The sequence below is a fragment of the Acidovorax sp. GW821-FHT10E03 genome (assembly GCF_059415205.1).
The window spans coordinates 398,582-415,419 of sequence record NZ_JBWKMU010000001.1; the positions used below are offsets into that span (position 1 = coordinate 398,582).

The 16,838-nt window shown below is 70.1% G+C and carries 14 protein-coding genes and 1 riboswitch; of the genes, 11 read left to right on the forward strand and 3 right to left on the reverse strand.

Going from position 1 to position 16,838, the window contains the following annotated elements:
* Positions 1-22 precede the first annotated feature (22 nt).
* From AC07OD_RS01865 to AC07OD_RS01875, 3 genes are all read right to left on the reverse strand, one after another.
* Complete coding sequence (locus AC07OD_RS01865; protein ID WP_218294153.1) at positions 23-838, reverse strand: sulfite exporter TauE/SafE family protein; 816 nt, start codon at positions 836-838, stop codon at positions 23-25.
* A gap of 381 nt (positions 839-1,219) precedes the next feature.
* The gene (locus AC07OD_RS01870) at positions 1,220-1,585 is read right to left on the reverse strand and encodes a cell division protein ZapA (protein ID WP_218294154.1); all 366 of its coding nucleotides are present in this window, start codon (positions 1,583-1,585) and stop codon (positions 1,220-1,222) included.
* Entirely contained in the window at positions 1,582-1,806 is a 225-nt protein-coding gene (locus AC07OD_RS01875; protein WP_218294155.1) for a DUF904 domain-containing protein, read from the reverse strand. The genes AC07OD_RS01870 and AC07OD_RS01875 overlap by 4 nt, the downstream gene beginning before the upstream one ends.
* Positions 1,807-1,842: 36 nt before the next feature.
* A riboswitch (cobalamin riboswitch) is annotated at positions 1,843-2,080 on the forward strand.
* 84 nt (positions 2,081-2,164) lie between these two features.
* Between AC07OD_RS01875 and AC07OD_RS01880 the strand changes: the two genes are divergently transcribed.
* The 11 genes from AC07OD_RS01880 to AC07OD_RS01930 all read left to right on the forward strand — a co-directional run bounded on the left by AC07OD_RS01880 (position 2,165) and on the right by AC07OD_RS01930 (position 16,836).
* Positions 2,165-4,042: a TonB-dependent receptor domain-containing protein gene (locus tag AC07OD_RS01880; RefSeq protein WP_494594810.1), complete on the forward strand. Its 1,878-nt coding sequence runs from the start codon at positions 2,165-2,167 to the stop codon at positions 4,040-4,042.
* 142 nt (positions 4,043-4,184) lie between these two features.
* Positions 4,185-5,546 (forward strand): cobyrinic acid a,c-diamide synthase CobB, encoded by a 1,362-nt coding sequence (locus AC07OD_RS01885; RefSeq protein WP_494594812.1) that lies wholly within the window; start codon positions 4,185-4,187, stop codon positions 5,544-5,546.
* On the forward strand, positions 5,543-6,145 hold the full coding sequence (locus AC07OD_RS01890; protein WP_494594814.1) for a bifunctional adenosylcobinamide kinase/adenosylcobinamide-phosphate guanylyltransferase: 603 nt from the start codon (positions 5,543-5,545) through the stop codon (positions 6,143-6,145). The genes AC07OD_RS01885 and AC07OD_RS01890 overlap by 4 nt, the downstream gene beginning before the upstream one ends.
* Positions 6,145-7,047, forward strand: coding sequence for an ABC transporter substrate-binding protein (locus AC07OD_RS01895; protein ID WP_492246029.1), 903 nt, complete (start codon positions 6,145-6,147; stop codon positions 7,045-7,047). The genes AC07OD_RS01890 and AC07OD_RS01895 overlap by 1 nt, the downstream gene beginning before the upstream one ends.
* Positions 7,044-8,078 carry a FecCD family ABC transporter permease gene (locus AC07OD_RS01900; protein WP_494594816.1) on the forward strand — a complete coding sequence of 345 codons (1,035 nt, stop codon included), beginning with the start codon at positions 7,044-7,046 and terminating at the stop codon, positions 8,076-8,078. The genes AC07OD_RS01895 and AC07OD_RS01900 overlap by 4 nt, the downstream gene beginning before the upstream one ends.
* Positions 8,075-8,893: an ABC transporter ATP-binding protein gene (locus AC07OD_RS01905; protein WP_494594817.1), complete on the forward strand. Its 819-nt coding sequence runs from the start codon at positions 8,075-8,077 to the stop codon at positions 8,891-8,893. The genes AC07OD_RS01900 and AC07OD_RS01905 overlap by 4 nt, the downstream gene beginning before the upstream one ends.
* The gene (locus AC07OD_RS01910; RefSeq protein ID WP_008906167.1) at positions 8,890-9,357 is read left to right on the forward strand and encodes a hypothetical protein; all 468 of its coding nucleotides are present in this window, start codon (positions 8,890-8,892) and stop codon (positions 9,355-9,357) included. The genes AC07OD_RS01905 and AC07OD_RS01910 overlap by 4 nt, the downstream gene beginning before the upstream one ends.
* A 61-nt stretch (positions 9,358-9,418) precedes the next feature.
* Positions 9,419-9,805 carry a DUF2149 domain-containing protein gene (locus AC07OD_RS01915; RefSeq protein WP_494594820.1) on the forward strand — a complete coding sequence of 129 codons (387 nt, stop codon included), beginning with the start codon at positions 9,419-9,421 and terminating at the stop codon, positions 9,803-9,805.
* Positions 9,802-14,037: a cobaltochelatase subunit CobN gene (gene cobN, locus AC07OD_RS01920; protein ID WP_494594822.1), complete on the forward strand. Its 4,236-nt coding sequence runs from the start codon at positions 9,802-9,804 to the stop codon at positions 14,035-14,037. Before AC07OD_RS01915 ends, cobN begins: the two co-directional genes overlap by 4 nt.
* Before the next feature lie 28 nt (positions 14,038-14,065).
* Entirely contained in the window at positions 14,066-14,635 is a 570-nt protein-coding gene (gene cobO, locus AC07OD_RS01925) for a cob(I)yrinic acid a,c-diamide adenosyltransferase (RefSeq protein WP_218294164.1), read from the forward strand.
* 131 nt (positions 14,636-14,766) lie between these two features.
* Complete coding sequence (locus tag AC07OD_RS01930; protein WP_494594824.1) at positions 14,767-16,836, forward strand: TonB-dependent receptor; 2,070 nt, start codon at positions 14,767-14,769, stop codon at positions 16,834-16,836.
* Positions 16,837-16,838: the final 2 nt, after the last annotated feature.

The following is a 16,838-nucleotide window of genomic DNA, read 5'->3' on the forward strand; positions in this document are numbered from 1 at the left end:
ACCCCACGGCAGAGCCTCAGGATCAGGAGGCCGCGATGCCCTTCCAGAGCATGTAGGCCGCCAGGCCGAAGAGCAGGGATGCGAACACGCGCTTGAGTTGCTTGACCGGCAGGCTGTGCGCCGCCCTGGCGCCCAGGGGCGCGGTGAGCACGCTGCAGGTCGCGATCACCGCCAGGGCGGGAAGCCAGATGTAGCCCAGCGATGCCGGGGGCAATCCGCTCACGTTCTGGCCGCCAATCACGTAGCCCACCACGTTGGCGAGGGCGATGGGAAAGCCGAGCGCGGCGCTGGTGGCCACGGCGTTGTGGATGGGCACGTTGCACCACGTCATGAACGGCACGCTCACGAAGCCGCCGCCGGCACCCACCAGCCCCGACAGGAACCCGATCACGCCGCCCGCCGCCACCTGCCCCGCGCCGGCAGGCATCTGGCGCGAGGGGGCGGGCTTCTTGTCCAGGAACATCTGAGAGGCCGAAAAACTCACGAACAGCGCGAAGAAGATCGCCAGGAACGAGCCCTTGAGGAGCGCGAACACGCCCAGGCTGGCGATGAATCCACCGAGCACGATGCCGGGCGCCAGGCGCTTGACGATGTCCCAGCGCACCGCCCCACGCTGGTGGTGCGCGCGCACGCTGGAGATCGAGGTGAACATGATCGTCGCCATGGAGGTCGCGATGGCCATCTTCACCGCGAGGTCCGGTGCCACCTTCTGGGCACCCAGGATGTACGTCATGAACGGCACCAGCAGCATGCCGCCGCCGATGCCGAGCAGGCCGGCCAGAAAGCCGGTTGCCAGGCCCAGTACACCGAGTTCAACGATCAGGAGAGGATCCAGCATGGGGCAAAAAGGGAGAAGGGGAGGGAACAAGGGACGGGGAGGCGGCGCCCGGTCGGCCGTTCAGCGGGAAGGTGAGGCGGCGGCGACAGCGGCATGGGGAAGGAAGAAGGTGTCTGCGATTGCCACCGGACTCTCATCCTGAACCGGGGGTTCAGGTGGGCGAGGGCAGCCAAGCGTTGGGTTCATCTGACGCGAGATGATCACGCTCACCGGGCAATGTACCAAGCCCGAGCTCGTTGAGCATTGGTTCAAGGAAATATAAAGCCCGACAGCATCGCAGACAGCCTGATTGTAGGCGCTGGCGGAGTCCGACGCCGGCGCCAGGACATGTAAAGACCGCAGGGCGGCGCGCCGGGTTCAGAGGTGCCGGGGGGCGCCGTGTCAGAGCAGGCGCCCGTCCTCGCCCAATGCCTCGTCGAGCCGCTGGACCAGGACCTTGAGGTGGTCCTCGTCCCGCTCGGGCAGGGGCAAGGCGGCCTGTGCTCCGGGCTGTGCCGCAGGCGGCGGGGAGGACTTGGCGGCCGCGCCCGCCGCCAGGTCGGCCGCCTCGCGGTCCGCAATCTCGAAAGCCAGGTTCAGCGCGGCCAGCACCGCGATGCGTTCACGGGCGCGCACCTTGCCGGCGTCGCGGATGCGGGTCATGGCCGTGTCGACGCGTTCAACGGCATCCAGCAGGCGGCTTTCATGCCCCTCGGGGCAGGTCAGCAGGTAGCTTTGCTGCAGGATCTGCACCTCGATTTGCTTCATTCGGATTCTTTCGTGACAGGGGCCGCCGCGGGCAGCCGCTCCAGCAGCGCGTCAACCCGGGCGCGGGCCGCGCTCAGGCGCGATTTGAGCGAATCCCGCTCCTGCGCGAGGGCGGCCACCTGATCGGCGAGCAGCGCGTTGGTGCGTTGCAGTTCCGCGTGCCGCAGCAGCAGGCGTTCGACGCGCTCGGCGATCTGGTCGGTGGTGGACGGTGTTGCCATACAGCTGTCGATTGTAGGGTTGGCGGTTGTAAACGGTCGTAAAATCCCGTTGTTGGTGCTCGCGGTGTGGTTCACATGCCGCAGTTCAACGGGAAGCAGGGAGGTGCCGCCAACCATGGTGCGCCCAGCCTGCGCTGCCCCCGCAACGGTCAGCGGACGAATCGTTCCGATTCCCCCTTCATACACATGCCACTGGGTGCCTTGAACAAGCCCCTGGGAAGGCTTTGAAGGGTGTTCCGCCAGCCCGGATACCGGCCAACACGGTGGTTGCACGCGCCCGATCAGGGTGCGCGCAGCCGTATCACCCATTTGCTGGCGGGGAGGCCGGCGCGGGTTTTGTTTGTTGACGATGTTCCCCATGAAAATCCGTACCTCTCGTGCGCGCCTTGCTGCGCCGCTGTGCCTGCGTCCCGCGCTGGTGGCGCTGGCCGTTGTGGGCGCCTGCTCCGTGCAGGCCCAGCAGGCCGATGCCGGCGGCCCCGTGCTGCTGGCGCAGAACCTGCGCGCGCCCTCGCTGACCGAAACCGTGGTGACCGCCACGCGCACGCCCCAGCCCTTGTCCGACCTGGTGGCCGATGTGACCGTCCTGGATCGCGAGACCATCGAAACCAGTGGCGCCACCGGCCTGGCCGACGTGCTCGCCCGTGTCCCCGGCATCGAGTTCTCGCGCAACGGCGGCCCCGGCACGACCACGGGCGTGTTCCTGCGCGGCGCTGAGTCGCGCTTCACGGCCGTGTACATCGACGGCGTGCGCATCGATTCCCAATCCACCGGCGGTGCGGCATGGGAGTCGATCCCGCTGGCGCAGATCGACCGCATCGAAGTGCTGCGCGGCCCGGCGGGCGCGGTCTATGGCTCCGACGCCATGGGTGGGGTGGTGCAGATCTTCACCAAGCGCGGCGAAAACGGTACCGCGCCCTATGTGGGCGTGGGGTTCGGCAGCCACGGCACGCGCAAGATCGAAGCCGGTGTGAGCGGTGCCAGCGGCACGATCGACTACGCGCTGGGCATTGCACGCGAGGAAAGCAAGGGCTTCAACGCGCGCACCGTCGCCACGCAGAACCCCGACCGCGACGGGTATGAAAGCACCTCTGCCAACGCGCGGGTGGGCCTGCAGGTCAACGCCATGCACCGGCTGGAAGGCACGCTGCTGGTCAACGACCTCGACAGCGGCTACGACAGCGGCCTGGGCAAGGATGACCGCAACAAGCACAGGCTGCATGCCCTGGGCCTGAACTGGCAGGCGCAATGGACCCCGCAGTACAAGACGCGCCTGCAGCTGACCGATTCGCGCGACAGGTACGAAACCAAGCCCTCGGTGTACCTGAGCGATACCCACCTGCGCGGCTACCTGTTCCAGAATGAATGGCGCGAGGGTGCGCACCTGCTGACCGCCGCGCTGGAGCGCCGCGAAGACAACCTGGAAAACAAGCCCATCGACCGCAAGCGCTCGCAGGACGCCGTTGCGCTGGGCTATGGCTACAGCGCGGGCGGCCACACGGTGCAGGCCAATGTGCGGCACGACGCGGACAGCGAGTTCGGCGGCAAGGGCACGGGCAGCCTGGCCTACGGCTACGCCTTTGCGCCCCAGTGGCGCGCGACGGCATCGGTGGGCACGGCCTTCCGGGCCCCCACGCTGTACCACCGCTTCAGCGAGTACGGCACGGGGTCGCTCAATCCCGAGAGCAGCCGCAATGTCGAGGTGGGTCTGCGCTGGGCCGAGGGCGGCAGCAGCTTCTCCGCCACCGCCTACCGCAACCGGGTGCAGGATCTGATCACGTTCGGGGCCGCAGGGCCTTGTCCGTCGGATTTCGGCTGCTACGTGAACACCGCGCGGGCCGAGTACAAGGGAGTGACGCTGGCGGGTTCGTACCGCCTCGGCGGCGTGCAGCTGCGCGGCTCGCTCGATCTGCAGAACCCGCGCGACCTGGCCACGGGCAAGCTGCTGGCCCGCCGCTCCAAGCGCCACGGGACGCTCGGAGCCGACACGCAACTCGCTGGCTGGACGGTGGGCGCCGAGGTGCAAGCCTCTGGCCGCCGCTTCGACAACGCCGCCAACACCACGGTGCTGGGCGGCTACACGCTGGTCAGCCTGTATGCCAGCACGCGGGTTGCTCGCGATTTCACCCTGGTGGCGCGCGTGGACAACCTGGCCGACAAGCACTATGAGCTGGCCCGCACCTACGCCACCGCGGGCCGCACCGCCTACGTCGGCGTGAAGTGGGCCCCGCAGTGAAGCACCCCCTGAGGCGCTGCGCGCCTTCCCCCCACGGGGGGATGCCACCCGGGGCCTGGCGGAGCCAGTTCCACGGTGGCACTGGCTTCGTGCGTGCCAGTTTCATCGGCATGCCGGGAATGTGTCCCACAGGGTTGCTGAAATGACCAGGTGCCCCGCGCTGCTGATTGCCGCCCCGGCCTCCGGCCAGGGCAAGACCACCGTCACCGCGGCCCTGGCGCGCCTGCATGCGCGGCAGGGCCGGCGGGTGCGGGTGTTCAAGTGCGGGCCGGATTTTCTGGACCCGCACTGGCACCAGCTGGCCAGCGGAGCGCCGGTGCACCAGCTCGACCTGTGGATGAATGGCGAGGCGGACTGCGCGCAGCGTTTGCATGACGCGGCGCGCGCGTCGGACCTGATCCTGGTCGAAGGGGTGATGGGGCTGTTTGATGGCACCCCCAGCGCGGCCGACCTGGCCCGGCACTTTGGTGTGCCCGTGCTGGCCGTGGTCGATGCCTCGGCCATGGCGGGCACCTTTGGCGCGCTGGCCTACGGCTTGCGCCACTACCGACCGGGCCTGCCCTGGGCCGGTGTGCTGGCCAACCGCGTGGGCAGTGCCCGCCACGCCGACATGCTGCAGGGTGGCTTGCACGATGCGGAGGACTGGATGGGGGCGCTGATGCGCGTGCAGGCCACAGGCACTGCGCTCGCCACCGGTAAGGCCGGTGCGGCGCTGCTGCCCGAACGCCACCTGGGTCTGGTCGCGGCGCATGAGCTGCCCGACAGTCTGCAGCGTCTGGACGCCGCCGCCGATGCCCTGGCGGCCACGCCCCTGGGCCAGATGACGCTGGAGGATCTGCAGCGCTGGGCCGTGGAGTTTCCGGCTCCCGCAGTGGCAGACACGGTGCCGCCGCTGCTGGCCGGCCGCACTGTGGCCGTGGGGCGCGACGCCGCGTTCTGTTTCATCTACGCCGCCAATGTGCAATGCCTTGAACAGATGGGCGCGCGCGTGGTGTTCTTCTCGCCGCTGCACGATGCCGCGCTGCCCGACTGCGATGCCGTGTGGCTGCCCGGCGGCTACCCCGAGCTGCACACCGCGCAGATAGCGGCCAACACCGGCATGCAGGCCAGCCTGCGCGCCCACGGGGCCGCGGGCAAACCCCTGTGGGCCGAGTGCGGCGGCATGATGGCGCTGTTTGATTCCATCACGCTGGCCGACGGTGGCACGGCCCCGCTGTGGGGCCTGCTGCCCGGCCGCGTGACCATGCAAAAACGCCTGGCGGCGCTCGGGCCGCAGCAACTGGCGGTGGCGGGGCACACCCTGCGCGGCCACACCTTCCACTACTCGACCAGCGACAGCAGCGCCCCCGTGGTGGCCCGCACGGCCCGCCCCCATGAAGCGGTTGCGCCGGATGCGGGCGAGGCGCTGTACCAGCAGGGCAGCCTCCACGCCAGCTACTTCCATGCGTGGTTTCCGTCCAGCCCCGAGGCCGTGGCGCATCTGCTGGGAGGCGTCTCGGCATGACTCCCACCCCGCACCCCATCACCAGCGAACTCATCCTGGGTGGCCAGAAAAGCGGCAAGTCGCGCCGCGCCGAGCTGCTGGCGCGCGACTGGCTGGCGCAGTCCAGCGACCACCGCGCCGTGCTCATCGCCACGGGGCAAGCCTGGGACGACGAGATGCGTGAGCGCATCGCCCGCCACCAGCGGGACCGCGCCGAACGGGTGCCGGGTCTGCAGACGGTGGAAGAGCCACACGATGTGGCCGCTGCCGTGGCGTTGCACAGCACATCGCAGACCCTGCTGGTGGTGGACTGCCTCACGCTGTGGCTCACCCACTGGACCATGCCCATGGGTGTGGAAACCATGAGTTTTGAACAAAAACAGGCTCTAGCGCTTGATTGGCAAGCGCAGGCAGCTATGTTTTTGATAGCGGTTCGGAAATCCCCCGGCCCCGTTGTTCTGGTGGGCAACGAAATTGGCCTGGGGGTCATCCCGATGGGGCGCGAGGTGCGCGCCTTCGTGGATGCGCTGGGCACGCTGAACCAGCAGGTGGCCCAGGTGTGCCCGCGCGTCACGCTGATGGCCGCCGGGCTGCCCCTCACTTTGAAAGAACCTCGCTGATGAAACCCACCCCCGTGCGCCGCATCCTGTGGGTGATCGCCATCCTGTTGCTGCTGGGCCTGCTCATGGCCGGGCTGGCGCGGGCGCAGCCTGTGCAGATCACCGACGACAAGGGCCGCAAGATCGCGTTGCCCCGCCCGCCCGAGCGCATCGTGAGCCTGCTGCCCTCGCTGACCGAAAGCGTGTGCGAGCTGGAGCAGTGCCACCGGCTCGTGGGGGTGGACCGCTATTCCAACTGGCCCGAGGCCGTGGTCGGCAAGCTGCCCAAGATGGGCGGCGGCATAGATCCCAGCATCGAGGCCATCGTCGCGCTCAAGCCGGACCTGGTGCTCATGTCCGTCAGCTCGCGCGCCAGCGACCGGCTGGAGGCGCTGGGCCTCACCGTCGTGCAGCTGGAGCCCAAGACCCATGCCGACGTGCGCCGCGTGCTGGGCACCGTGAGCGACCTGCTGGGCGTGCCCCGCGCGCAAGGCTCAGACCGCCTCTGGCGCGTGATCGATGCGGGCGTGCTGGCGGCGGCGCAGTCCCTGCCACCCAAGGCCAAAAATGCGCGTGTGTACTTCGAGGTGAGCCGGGGGCCTTACGCGGCGGGCGAGGCGTCGTTCATCGGGGAATCGCTCACCCGGCTGGGCGTGCGCAACGTGGTGCCGGCGTCGCTCGGTCCGTTCCCGCGCCTGAACCCCGAATTTGTGGTGCGCGCCAACCCCGACATCATCATGATCGGCAACCGCAGCATGCAGGCCATGGTGCCGTACCCCGGCTGGGCCAGCATGCGTGCCATCCGCGACAACCGGCTGTGCGTGTTCGGCCCCGGTGATTCGGACGTGGTGGTGCGACCTGGCCCGCGCATGGCCGAGGCCGCGCGCATCATGGCGCGCTGCCTGGTGGACAAGGCCCCATGACCAGCGTCCCGATGGACCTGCCAACCGGTTCCGCCAGCCGCCGCGCGGCATGGTGTGCCGCCTGGCTACTGCTTGCGAGTGTGATCCTGGCCGTGTGTGGCGCCAGCGTGGGCAGCACGGGTTTTGACAGCGTGCTGCGCATGCACGGCGACCCCGTCGCCTGGCAGATCGTGTGGGACATTCGCCTGCCGCGCACGCTGGGCGCGTGGCTGGCGGGTGCGCTGCTGGGCCTGTCGGGTGCTGTGGCGCAGGGGCTGTTCCGCAACCCGCTGGCCGACCCGTATTTGCTGGGCAGCGCCTCGGGGGCGGCACTGGGCGGGGCCGTCGCCATGGCGCTGTTCGGGGTGTCGCCGGTGGCCGCGCAGTGGATGGCCCGCATCGGCATCACGGGCATGGCTTTCCTGGGCGCGGCGGGGGCGGTGGTGCTCACGCTGCTGCTCGCCAAGGGCGTGCAGCACACGTTGCGCCTGCTGCTGGCGGGGGTGATCGTGGGCGTGGTGCTGGGGGCCCTGCGTGACCTGGTGGAGCTGGCCTCGCCCGACATCCTGCAGGCCATGCAGGCGTTCACGCTGGGCAGCACCGCCTTTGTGGGCTGGATGGCTTGTGTGCTGATGGCCGTGGCCTGGGGGCTGTGCTCGGTGGTCGCCTGGATGCTGGCGCGCGCGCTCGACGGCCTCACGCTGGGCGAGGCCACGGCGGCCAGCCTGGGCCTGCCGCTCATGCCCATGCGCGTCGGGCTGGTGGCCGCCATGGCGCTGGCCACGGGCACGGCCGTGGCGCAAACAGGGCTCATCGCGTTTGTGGGGCTGGCCGCGCCACACCTGGTGCGCTCCATCGTGCGCGTGACGCACGAGCGGCACATCGTGCTCGCAAGCCTGATGGGCGCCGTGCTGCTGCTGGCGGCCGACATCCTGGCGCGCTGGCTGCTGGCACCGCAGGAGCTGCCCGTGGGCGTGCTCACGGCGGCGCTGGGCGGTACCTACCTGCTGTGGCTCATGCACCGGCGGACGTCGCAAGGTGGTTCGCTATGAATTCAGTAGCTATCAGCGCTTTCCAGATAAGCGCCAGCATCGGAAATCGCTTGATATTGCAGGGCATTGACCTGCAACTGCCTGCCGGGCGCTGGACCAGCATCGTCGGCCCCAACGGCGCGGGCAAGTCCACCTTGCTCAAGGTGCTGGCGGGCCTGCTGCCGCGCGCTGCGGTGCGGGGCGAAGTGTTGCTGCTGGGCCGCCCACTCGCGCAGATCCCCGCACGCGAACGTGCCCGGCAGCTCGCCTGGCTGGGGCAGAACGAAGGCTCGGCCGACGACCTCACGAGCTACGACGTGGCCATGCTGGGCCGCCTGCCGCACCAGGCCTGGCTGGCACCGCCGGGTGCGGCCGACCACGCAGCGGTCGAGCAGGCGCTGCGCACCACGCAGGCCTGGGACTGGCGCCACCGCCCGCTGGCGCAGCTGTCGGGCGGCGAGCGCCAGCGCGTGTTGCTGGCCCGCGCCCTGGCCGTGCAGGCACAGGTGCTGCTGATGGACGAGCCCCTGGCCAACCTCGACCCGCCCCACCAGACCGACTGGCTGCACACCATGCGCGCGCTGGTCGATGCGGGCGGCACAGTGGTCAGCGTGCTGCACGAGGTGTCGCTCGCGCTGCAGGCCGACGACATGGTGGTGATGGCCGATGGCCGCGTGCTGCACCAGGGCGCCTGCGATGCCCCCGCCACGCACGCGGCGCTGGAGAGCGTGTTTGACCACCGCATCCACGTGCGGCATCTGGATGGCATGTGGATGGCGCTGCCGTCCCTGCAACGCAAGAACAACAACCAAGGAATGAAGGAAGTGCAAGCATGAACATCGAATCGGGTTTTTCGCAGGTCGCGCAGTCGCTGCTGTGGCCGGTGCTGGTGCTGGTGGGGCTGGCGTTTGTCTACGCGCTGTGGTCGGGCGGCGCCACGCTGATGGAAGCCTGGCAGCGCTGGCGCCAGCCGCAGTACCGCTCGCTGCGGGTGGCCCCTGGCTTGTCGATGGAAGAACTGGAGTTGCAACTGGTGCGCCAGGTGGAGCCCGTGCGCCTGCTCAGCCGTCTGTCGCCCATGCTGGGGCTGATCGCCACGATGATCCCGCTGGGCCCCGCGCTGCAGAGCGTGGCGGCGGGCAACGGCCAGCAGGCGCTGGCGGTGTTCAGCGGCGCGTTTGCGGGCGTGGTGCTGGCGCTGGCCGCCGCGTCGGTGGGCCTGGTGGTGTACTCGGTGCGCCGCCGCTGGCTGCTGGCCGAGCTGCTGGTGGTGCGCAAGGAGCGTGGGGTGGCGCAATGAGCGCCGCGCCGGGCCGCCCCAAGCAAGCGGTACAACGCAGCGCGCAGCGCGGAGGTGTCTTATGAGCCTTCGCCACCTCAATGTGCTGGCCGAAGACGACGACGACCCAATGCTGTCGGCCGTGAACCTGGTGGACGTGTTCCTGGTGCTCGTGGTAGCGCTGCTCACGGCCGTGGCCGTGCAGACCCAGACCAGCGCCAACGAGAGCGTCACCATCATCCGCAACCCCGGCCAGCCCGACATGGAAGTGGTGGTGCGCGAGCAGGGCAAGGAGGTGCGCTTCAAGGGCGCGGGCAGCGCGGCGCAAGGGCAGGGCGTGCGCGCGGGCGTGGCCTACCAACTCGAAGACGGCAACATCGTCTACATCCCTGAAACGGGCGCTGCTCCTGCCGGCGCTTCGGCCGGTGGCGCGGGTGGTTCCGCCACGCCGGCACTCGCCAAGCCATGAAGGCGCTGATCCTGCGCGCGGCACTCTGGTGCCTGCTGCTGGCTGCGCCGCTGGTGCATGCCGTGCAGGCGGACAAGGCCCAGGGCGCAGCTGGCGCCAACAAGGCCGCACCCGTGCTGCTGTGGCTCACCTCCGACATCACCACGGCCACGCGCACGGCCATGGTGCAGCGCCTGGCCACCGAGGCAGGCCTGGGCTTTGCGCACATCGACTACCCGCTCGCCGGGCCGGCGGTGCTCGACGCAGCACAGGCCCGGACGCTGGAGCGCGCGCTGGCGGGCGCTGCGCTGGTGTGGGTGGACGCGCCACATGCCAGCGTGGAGGCACGCCTGCGCCGCATGGCCGGGGCGCAGCTCGATGCCCGTGCCACACGTTCACCCGGCCGTGTGGTCTGGGTGCCTGCGGGCACGCCCGCCGCCGACCTGATCGCGCTCGATACGCCCGCCCGCATGGTGGCCTACCTGCAGGCGGGTGGCCCGCGCAACCTGAAGGGCGCCATCGCCCTGGCGCGTGCCACCGTGGCGGGTGCTGCCATGCCCGCCTTGCACGCGCCCGACATCCTGCCCACCCGGGGTATCTACCACCCCGACGCGCCCCGGCTGCTGCCCAACGCCATGGCGCTCGAGGCATGGCGCCAGGGCCAGCCCGCGTCGCTGCGCGGCCTGCCGGCGGTGGCCGTGCTGGTGCACCGCCACCATTTTGTCGATGGCAGCACCGAATGGCTCGATGCCTGGCTGCGCAGCTTCCGCCAGCAAGGCCTGTTCGCCTATGCGGCGTTCGGCCAGCAGGTCACGGCGCAGACCCTGGCCGAGGTGCTGGAGCTGCCCCCCGAGAGCGGCACCGGACCCGGCCGCCTGCATGCCTCTGCCCTGGTGCTGCACCAGCTCGTGCCCCAGGCCGCTGCGCTGCAGCCGCTGCTGGCCCGCTGGGGCGCACCCCTGCTGGGCACGCAGCCTTACCGCGCGGGCGATGCCGCTGCGTGGGAGGCCAGCGACACGGGCCTGTCGCTGTCCGATGTGCCGTTCTATCTGGCGCAGCCCGAGGCGGCGGGTGCCATCGACCCGGTCCTGGTCGCCGCCCACGGCGCCGAGGGCCGCGACTTTCGCCTCATCGAGCGCCAGGCCCAGGCCGTGGCGGCCAAGGCGCGGCGCCTGATCGCGCTGCAGACCCAACCCGCCGCCGACAAGCGCCTGGTGGCCATGGTCTACAACTACCCACCGGGCGGCACCAACTTCGGCGCATCGTTCCTCAACGTGCCGCGCAGCCTGGAGCAGGTCTCTGGCGGCCTGGCCCAGGCGGGCTACCGCACGCAGCCGGTGCCCGAACAGGGCTGGATCGACGGGCTCAAGCCGCTGCTGGCCGCCTATTACCCCGGCGCCGATGTGCGCGCGCTGCTGCAAAACGGCCAGGCCGCCGCGCTGCCGCTGGCGCGCTATGAGCAGCACCTGGCCACGCTGCCGAAGGCCGTGCGCGAGCGCATGAACGCGCACTGGGGCGCGCCCGAAAAGAGCCGCTACGTGGTCGAGTGGCAGGGCGAAAAAGTGTTCGCCATCCCACGCCTGCAGGTGGGCCAGCTGGCCGTGCTGCCCCAGCCCCCGCGTGAGGAAACCCTGCGCCTGGGCCAGAACCCCTTCATGCACAAGAGCAAGGCGCCGCTGTCGCACCATTACCTGGCGGTGTACCTGTGGGCGCAGCTGGAGGCCGATGCGCTCATCCACTTCGGCACGCACGGCACGCAGGAATGGGCCGGTGGCAAGGCGCGTGCGCTGGATGTGCACGACGACGCGCTGCTGCCACTCGGTGACCTGCCCGTGGTCTACCCCTACATCGTGGACAACCTCGGCGAGGCCCTCACGGCCAAGCGCCGGGGCCGCGCCGTGCTGGTAAGCCACCGCACGCCCGTGTTCGCGCCTGCAGGCTTCGAGGCGCGCATGGCCCACATGCACGAGGTGATGCACGAATGGGAAACCGTGGACGAAGGCCCCACGCGCCGCGCGCTCGAAAAGCAGCTGGTGGCGCAGTTTGTGGAGCACCAGCTGCACCGCGACCTGGGCTGGAGCGCCGAGCGCATCGCGGCCGACTTCAGCGGCTTCCTGGAAATCCTGCACCCCTACCTGGACCAGCTCGCACAAAGCTCGCAGCCCAAGGGCCTGGCCGTGTTCGGCCGCGTGCCCGCTCCCGAGCAGCGGCGCGAGACCATCCTGCAGGCGCTGCGCAAGCCGCTGATCGAGGCACTGGGCGAAGACATCGACGAGGCCTTCCTCATCAAGCACGATGCCGTGCTGGCCGCGCGCCCCGCACGCTGGCTGGAAGTGGCGCTGACCGACGCGCAGGCCGCCAGCGTGCTGGACCTGCGCCCCGTGCTGCCAGCGCAAGCTGCAACGCCGGGTGCGGCGGGCGCATCCGACGTGGTGCGCGCCGAAGACCATGTGCCCAACCGCGCCGCGCGCAAGCCCATCGACACGCCCGCGCTGCTGCAACTGGCCCAGCGCGCACAGGAGCTGGAGCGCCTGCTGGCCACCGAAGGCGAGATGCCCGGCCTGCTGGCGGGGCTGGAGGGCCGTTTCCTCACCGCTGCGTACGGCGGCGACCCGATCCGCAACCCCGAGAGCCTGCCCACGGGCCGCAACCTCACGGGGCTGGACCCGAGCCGCCTGCCCACGCGCCAGGCCTATGCCGTGGCGCAGACGCTGTTCAACGACTGGTTCAAGGACTACCAGGCGCGCCATGGCGGCCAGGTGCCGCAGCGCATGGCGTTGTCGCTGTGGGCGGGCGAAACACTGCGCCACCAGGGGATCATGGAAGCGCAGGCCCTCGTGGCGTTGGGCATGCGCCCGGTGTGGGACGACTCGGGCCGCCCGGTGCGTGTGGAGGCCATTGCCGCAGAAGAACTCAAACGCCCGCGCGTCGATGTGCTCATGAGCATCACCGGCTCGTACCGCGACCAGTTCCCCGCGCTGATGGCGCTCCTCGACCGCGCCGTGGCCCAGGCCGCGACGGCCGAGCCCGGCAATGTGATTGCGCGCAACACCGAGCAGATCGGCCAGGAGCTGCGCAAGCAGGGTGTGCCCCGCGCGCAGGCCGAGCAACTGGCGCGCGTGCGCTCGTTCGGCAACGCGGTGGGCGACTATGGCACCGGCCTGTCCGACGCGGTGCAGAGCGACGGCCTGCAAACCAACGATGCGCGCCTGGGCCAGATGTTCCTCGAACGCATGAGCCAGCCCTATCTGGAGGGCGAGCCGGTGACGGGGGTTGCGGGCGGCACGGCCGCGAAGGCGCTGGGGGCCCACCTGCGCCGTACCGACGCCGCCATCCTGTCGCGCAGCTCGAACCTGTACGCCATGGTCAGCTCGGACGACCCGTTCCAGTACCTGGGCGGCCTGTCGGCCGCAGCCCGCGTGGCCGGCCGGTCGCAGGGGCTGGAGCTGCACGTGGCCCAGCTGCAGGACGTGAGCGAGCCCACCACCGAAACCGCGCAGCGCGCCATTGCGCTGGAGATGCAGTCGCGCTACCTGCACCCGGGCTGGCTCAAGGCGCAGAAGGCCGAGGGCTATTCGGGCACGCTGCAGGTGCTCAAGGCCGTGCAGTTCGCCTGGGGCTGGCAGGCCGTGGCGCCCGACACGGTGCGCAGCGACCATTGGCAGAGTTTCTACGACGTGCTGGTGCGCGACAAGCACCAGCTGGGCCTGCCCGAATGGCTGAAGGAGCATCCGCAGGCCTATGCCCAGTCGCTGGAGCGCCTGGTGCAGGCGCAGCGCCAGGGCTATTGGCAGGCCGATGCCGCCACGCAAAAGCAACTCGCGCAGATGTACCAGGAGCTCACGCGCGCGGCCCCGCTGGCGGCCGAGCTGCCCAGCGTGCGGCGCTGGGTGGAGCAGGCCGCACAGGATGTGCAAGCAGTAGAGTCCGTGCCCGCCGGGATGGCCGTGGCCACGCCGCAGTCGCCTGCCGCGCCGGCGCCGCGGCCCGTGCCGCCTGCTGCCGACCTGCCTGCGCCACCCGCCCAGGCAGAAGCCCCGCCCGCCGCACCCACCGTGCCCGCCATGGGCGTGCTACTGGAGCGCCAGCCCGAGCGCGATGCCCCCGACACCGCCCAAGAACCCAGCCCCGTGGAGCGCATGGCCGGCATCGTGGCCCTGCTGGTCATGGCCCTGGTGGTGCTGGCGGGCGCTGCGTGGCAGGCGCGCCGTCCGTTCTCACTGTCCGCCGCGCCCGGCCTGGCCCGCGCGTGAATCGACCCTTCTTGAAAGCACCCCCACCATGCAGATCGAAACCCCACCCACCGAGAAGCGCTATGAAAAGCCCGAGGGCGAGCGCCGCGGCATCGTCATCGTCAACACCGGCGATGGCAAGGGCAAAAGCACGGCGGCCTTTGGCCTGGCGCTGCGCGCCCACGGCCGGGGCAAGGCCGTGAAAATCTTCCAGTTCATGAAGGTGCCCACCGCGCGCTTCGGCGAGCACCGCATGTTCGAGCAGCTCGGCCTGCCCATCGAGGGCCTGGGCGACGGCTTCAGCTGGAAGAGCAAGGACCTGGAGCACTCGGCCCAGCTGGCGCGCGACGGCTGGGAGAAGGCGCGCGCCGCCATCCTGTCGGGTGAGCACTTCCTGGTGGTGCTCGACGAGATCACCTACCCGCTGATCTACGGCTGGCTCCCGCTGGAGGGTGTGCTGCAGACGCTGCGCGAGCGGCCCAAGGAGGTGCATGTGTGCCTCACCGGCCGCCGCTGCCCGCCCGAGATCATCGAGCTGGCCGACACGGTGACCGAGATGCAGATGGTCAAGCACGCATTCAAGGCGGGCATTCCCGCGCAGCGTGGCATCGAGGACTGAGCACGTTCAAAGTCGCTTTGCGTCGATAATGCAACTTGGTTGCGTTATGCTTTCGCCCTTCCGCTTTTCCAAGGTCCTGTTCCATGCGCGTTTCCCTGACTTCCATTTCCCTGTGCCTCTGGTCTGTTGGCATGCAGTCACCGGCTGCGGCCGAGTCAGCCACCCTGTTGCCGGTGGAGGTGACGGCGCCGCGTGAAACGGCCGGCAGCACACTGGGGCTCGACCTGCCTGGCACCACCGGCTCACGCCTGGGCCTCACCGCACGCGAGACGCCCGCCAGCGTGAGCAGCCTGGGCGCGACCGACATCGCCGAGCGCAGCCTGACCCGCGCGCAGGACGTGGCCGTGCGCATGCCCGGCATCACCGAGGCGCCGGCCCCCGGCAACGGCGGCACCAGCCTGGTGGCGCGCGGCTTTGCGGGCCACAGCTCGGTGGCGCAGATGGTGGACGGCACGCGCCTCATCGTGGCCTCGGGCACCATCACCTACCCGTTCTCGACCTGGCCCATGGAGTCGGTCGAGGTGCTGCGCGGCCCGGCCTCGGTGCTCTATGGCGACGGGGCGATCGGCGCGGCCGTGAACTACGTGACCAAGCGCCCGGTCTTCGGAACGCCGCAGCGCGAGGCGTTCCTGAGCGTGGGTTCGTTCGGCAGCGTGCAGGGCGGCGTGGGCCTGCGCGGCCCCATCAACGATGTGCTGGCCTACTCGGTCTACCTCGATGCCGAAAAGAGCGACGGCTACCGCCAGTTCATGGACACGCAGCGCCACAACTACGCGCTGGCCCTGGCCGTGCGCGCCAGCCCCGATCTGAATGTGACCCTGTCGCTGGACGGTGGCGTGAACGACGATGCGCGCTACTTCGGCACCCCGCTGCGCAATGGCGTGCTCGACGAGCGCCTGCGCCGCACCAATTTCAACGTGGCCGACTCGGTGGTCCAGTACGACGACCGCATCTGGCGCGCCAAGGTCGACTGGCAGGCCGCCGCCGGCGTGCGCCTGCGCAACGAGACCTACCACCTGACCACCGACCGCCACTGGCGCAATGCCGAGGCCTATGCCTTCAACGCCGCCGGCACGGCCGTGAACCGCAGCGACTACCTGGAGATCCTGCACGACCAGCAGCAGACCGGCAACCGCCTCGACACCGCGTTCGACGGCCACCTCGGCGGCATGAAGAACCGCTTCATCGTGGGCCTGGACTGGTACCGCACCAGGCTGCTGCACACCAACAACTCCCCGTACGGCGGGGCGAGCACGGTGGACCCGTTCAATTTCGCCCCGGGCGGCTTCATCAGCCCCGTGCCCACCCTCCCGGGCCGCGCGTCCGAACTCCAGACCACCGCGCTGTTCGCCGAGAACGCGCTCGACCTCACCAAGGAATGGAAGCTCGTGGCCGGCCTGCGCAGCGACCGCATGGAGCTTGACACCACCGACCTGCGCACGGGCGTGAACCTGGTCAAGAAGTATTCGCCCGTCACCGGCCGCCTGGGCGCCGTGTGGTCGCCCAGCGAGGCGCTGTCGCTCTACGGCCAGTTCGGCACCGGCACCGACCCGCTGTCCGGCGCGCTGTCGCTGCCGGGCGGCGGCAACACCTTCGACCTCACCAAGGGCCGCCAGGTCGAGGTTGGCGCCAAGGGCGCGGTGCCCGCCGTGCGCGGGGAGTGGACCGTGGCGCTGTACAAGATCGAAAAACGCAACCTGCTGTCGCGCGACGCCGGCAACCCCAACCTCTCGCAGCAGGTGGGCCAGCAGTCCTCCACCGGCATCGAGCTGGCCTTCGCGGCCGAGCCCGTGCGCGGCTGGACCATCGACGCCAATGCCGCCTTGCTGCGTGCGCGTTACGACGCATTCAAGGAACTGGTCTCCGGCGCCCTGGTCTCGCGCGATGGCAACACGCCCACCGGCGTGCCCGAGCGCACCGCCAGCATCTGGACCACCTACCGCTTCCTGCCGCAGTGGCAGGCGGGTTTTGGCGCGCGCTACGTGGGTGCGCGCCAGGGCAACACCGCCAACACCACGCAACTGCCGTCGTATGTGGTGCTGGATGCCTCGCTGGCCTACGACCATTCGCGCAACCTCAAGCTCGGCCTGGCCGTGAAGAACCTGGCCGACCGCGACTATGCGCTGGCCGGCACGGCCAACGCGCGCTGGCTGCTGGGTGCGCCGCGCACCGTGCAGCTGACCGCGCGCGCAACGTTCTGATC

Coding starts and splice junctions, on each gene's coding strand:
- AC07OD_RS01865 (WP_218294153.1), bottom strand. CDS start 838: ATGCTGGATCCTCTCCTGATCGTTGAACTCGGTGTACTGGGCCTGGCA.
- AC07OD_RS01870 (WP_218294154.1), bottom strand. CDS start 1,585: ATGAAGCAAATCGAGGTGCAGATCCTGCAGCAAAGCTACCTGCTGACC.
- AC07OD_RS01875 (WP_218294155.1), bottom strand. CDS start 1,806: ATGGCAACACCGTCCACCACCGACCAGATCGCCGAGCGCGTCGAACGC.
- AC07OD_RS01880 (WP_494594810.1), top strand. CDS start 2,165: ATGAAAATCCGTACCTCTCGTGCGCGCCTTGCTGCGCCGCTGTGCCTG.
- AC07OD_RS01885 (WP_494594812.1), top strand. CDS start 4,185: ATGACCAGGTGCCCCGCGCTGCTGATTGCCGCCCCGGCCTCCGGCCAG.
- AC07OD_RS01890 (WP_494594814.1), top strand. CDS start 5,543: ATGACTCCCACCCCGCACCCCATCACCAGCGAACTCATCCTGGGTGGC.
- AC07OD_RS01895 (WP_492246029.1), top strand. CDS start 6,145: ATGAAACCCACCCCCGTGCGCCGCATCCTGTGGGTGATCGCCATCCTG.
- AC07OD_RS01900 (WP_494594816.1), top strand. CDS start 7,044: ATGACCAGCGTCCCGATGGACCTGCCAACCGGTTCCGCCAGCCGCCGC.
- AC07OD_RS01905 (WP_494594817.1), top strand. CDS start 8,075: ATGAATTCAGTAGCTATCAGCGCTTTCCAGATAAGCGCCAGCATCGGA.
- AC07OD_RS01910 (WP_008906167.1), top strand. CDS start 8,890: ATGAACATCGAATCGGGTTTTTCGCAGGTCGCGCAGTCGCTGCTGTGG.
- AC07OD_RS01915 (WP_494594820.1), top strand. CDS start 9,419: ATGAGCCTTCGCCACCTCAATGTGCTGGCCGAAGACGACGACGACCCA.
- cobN (WP_494594822.1), top strand. CDS start 9,802: ATGAAGGCGCTGATCCTGCGCGCGGCACTCTGGTGCCTGCTGCTGGCT.
- cobO (WP_218294164.1), top strand. CDS start 14,066: ATGCAGATCGAAACCCCACCCACCGAGAAGCGCTATGAAAAGCCCGAG.
- AC07OD_RS01930 (WP_494594824.1), top strand. CDS start 14,767: ATGCAGTCACCGGCTGCGGCCGAGTCAGCCACCCTGTTGCCGGTGGAG.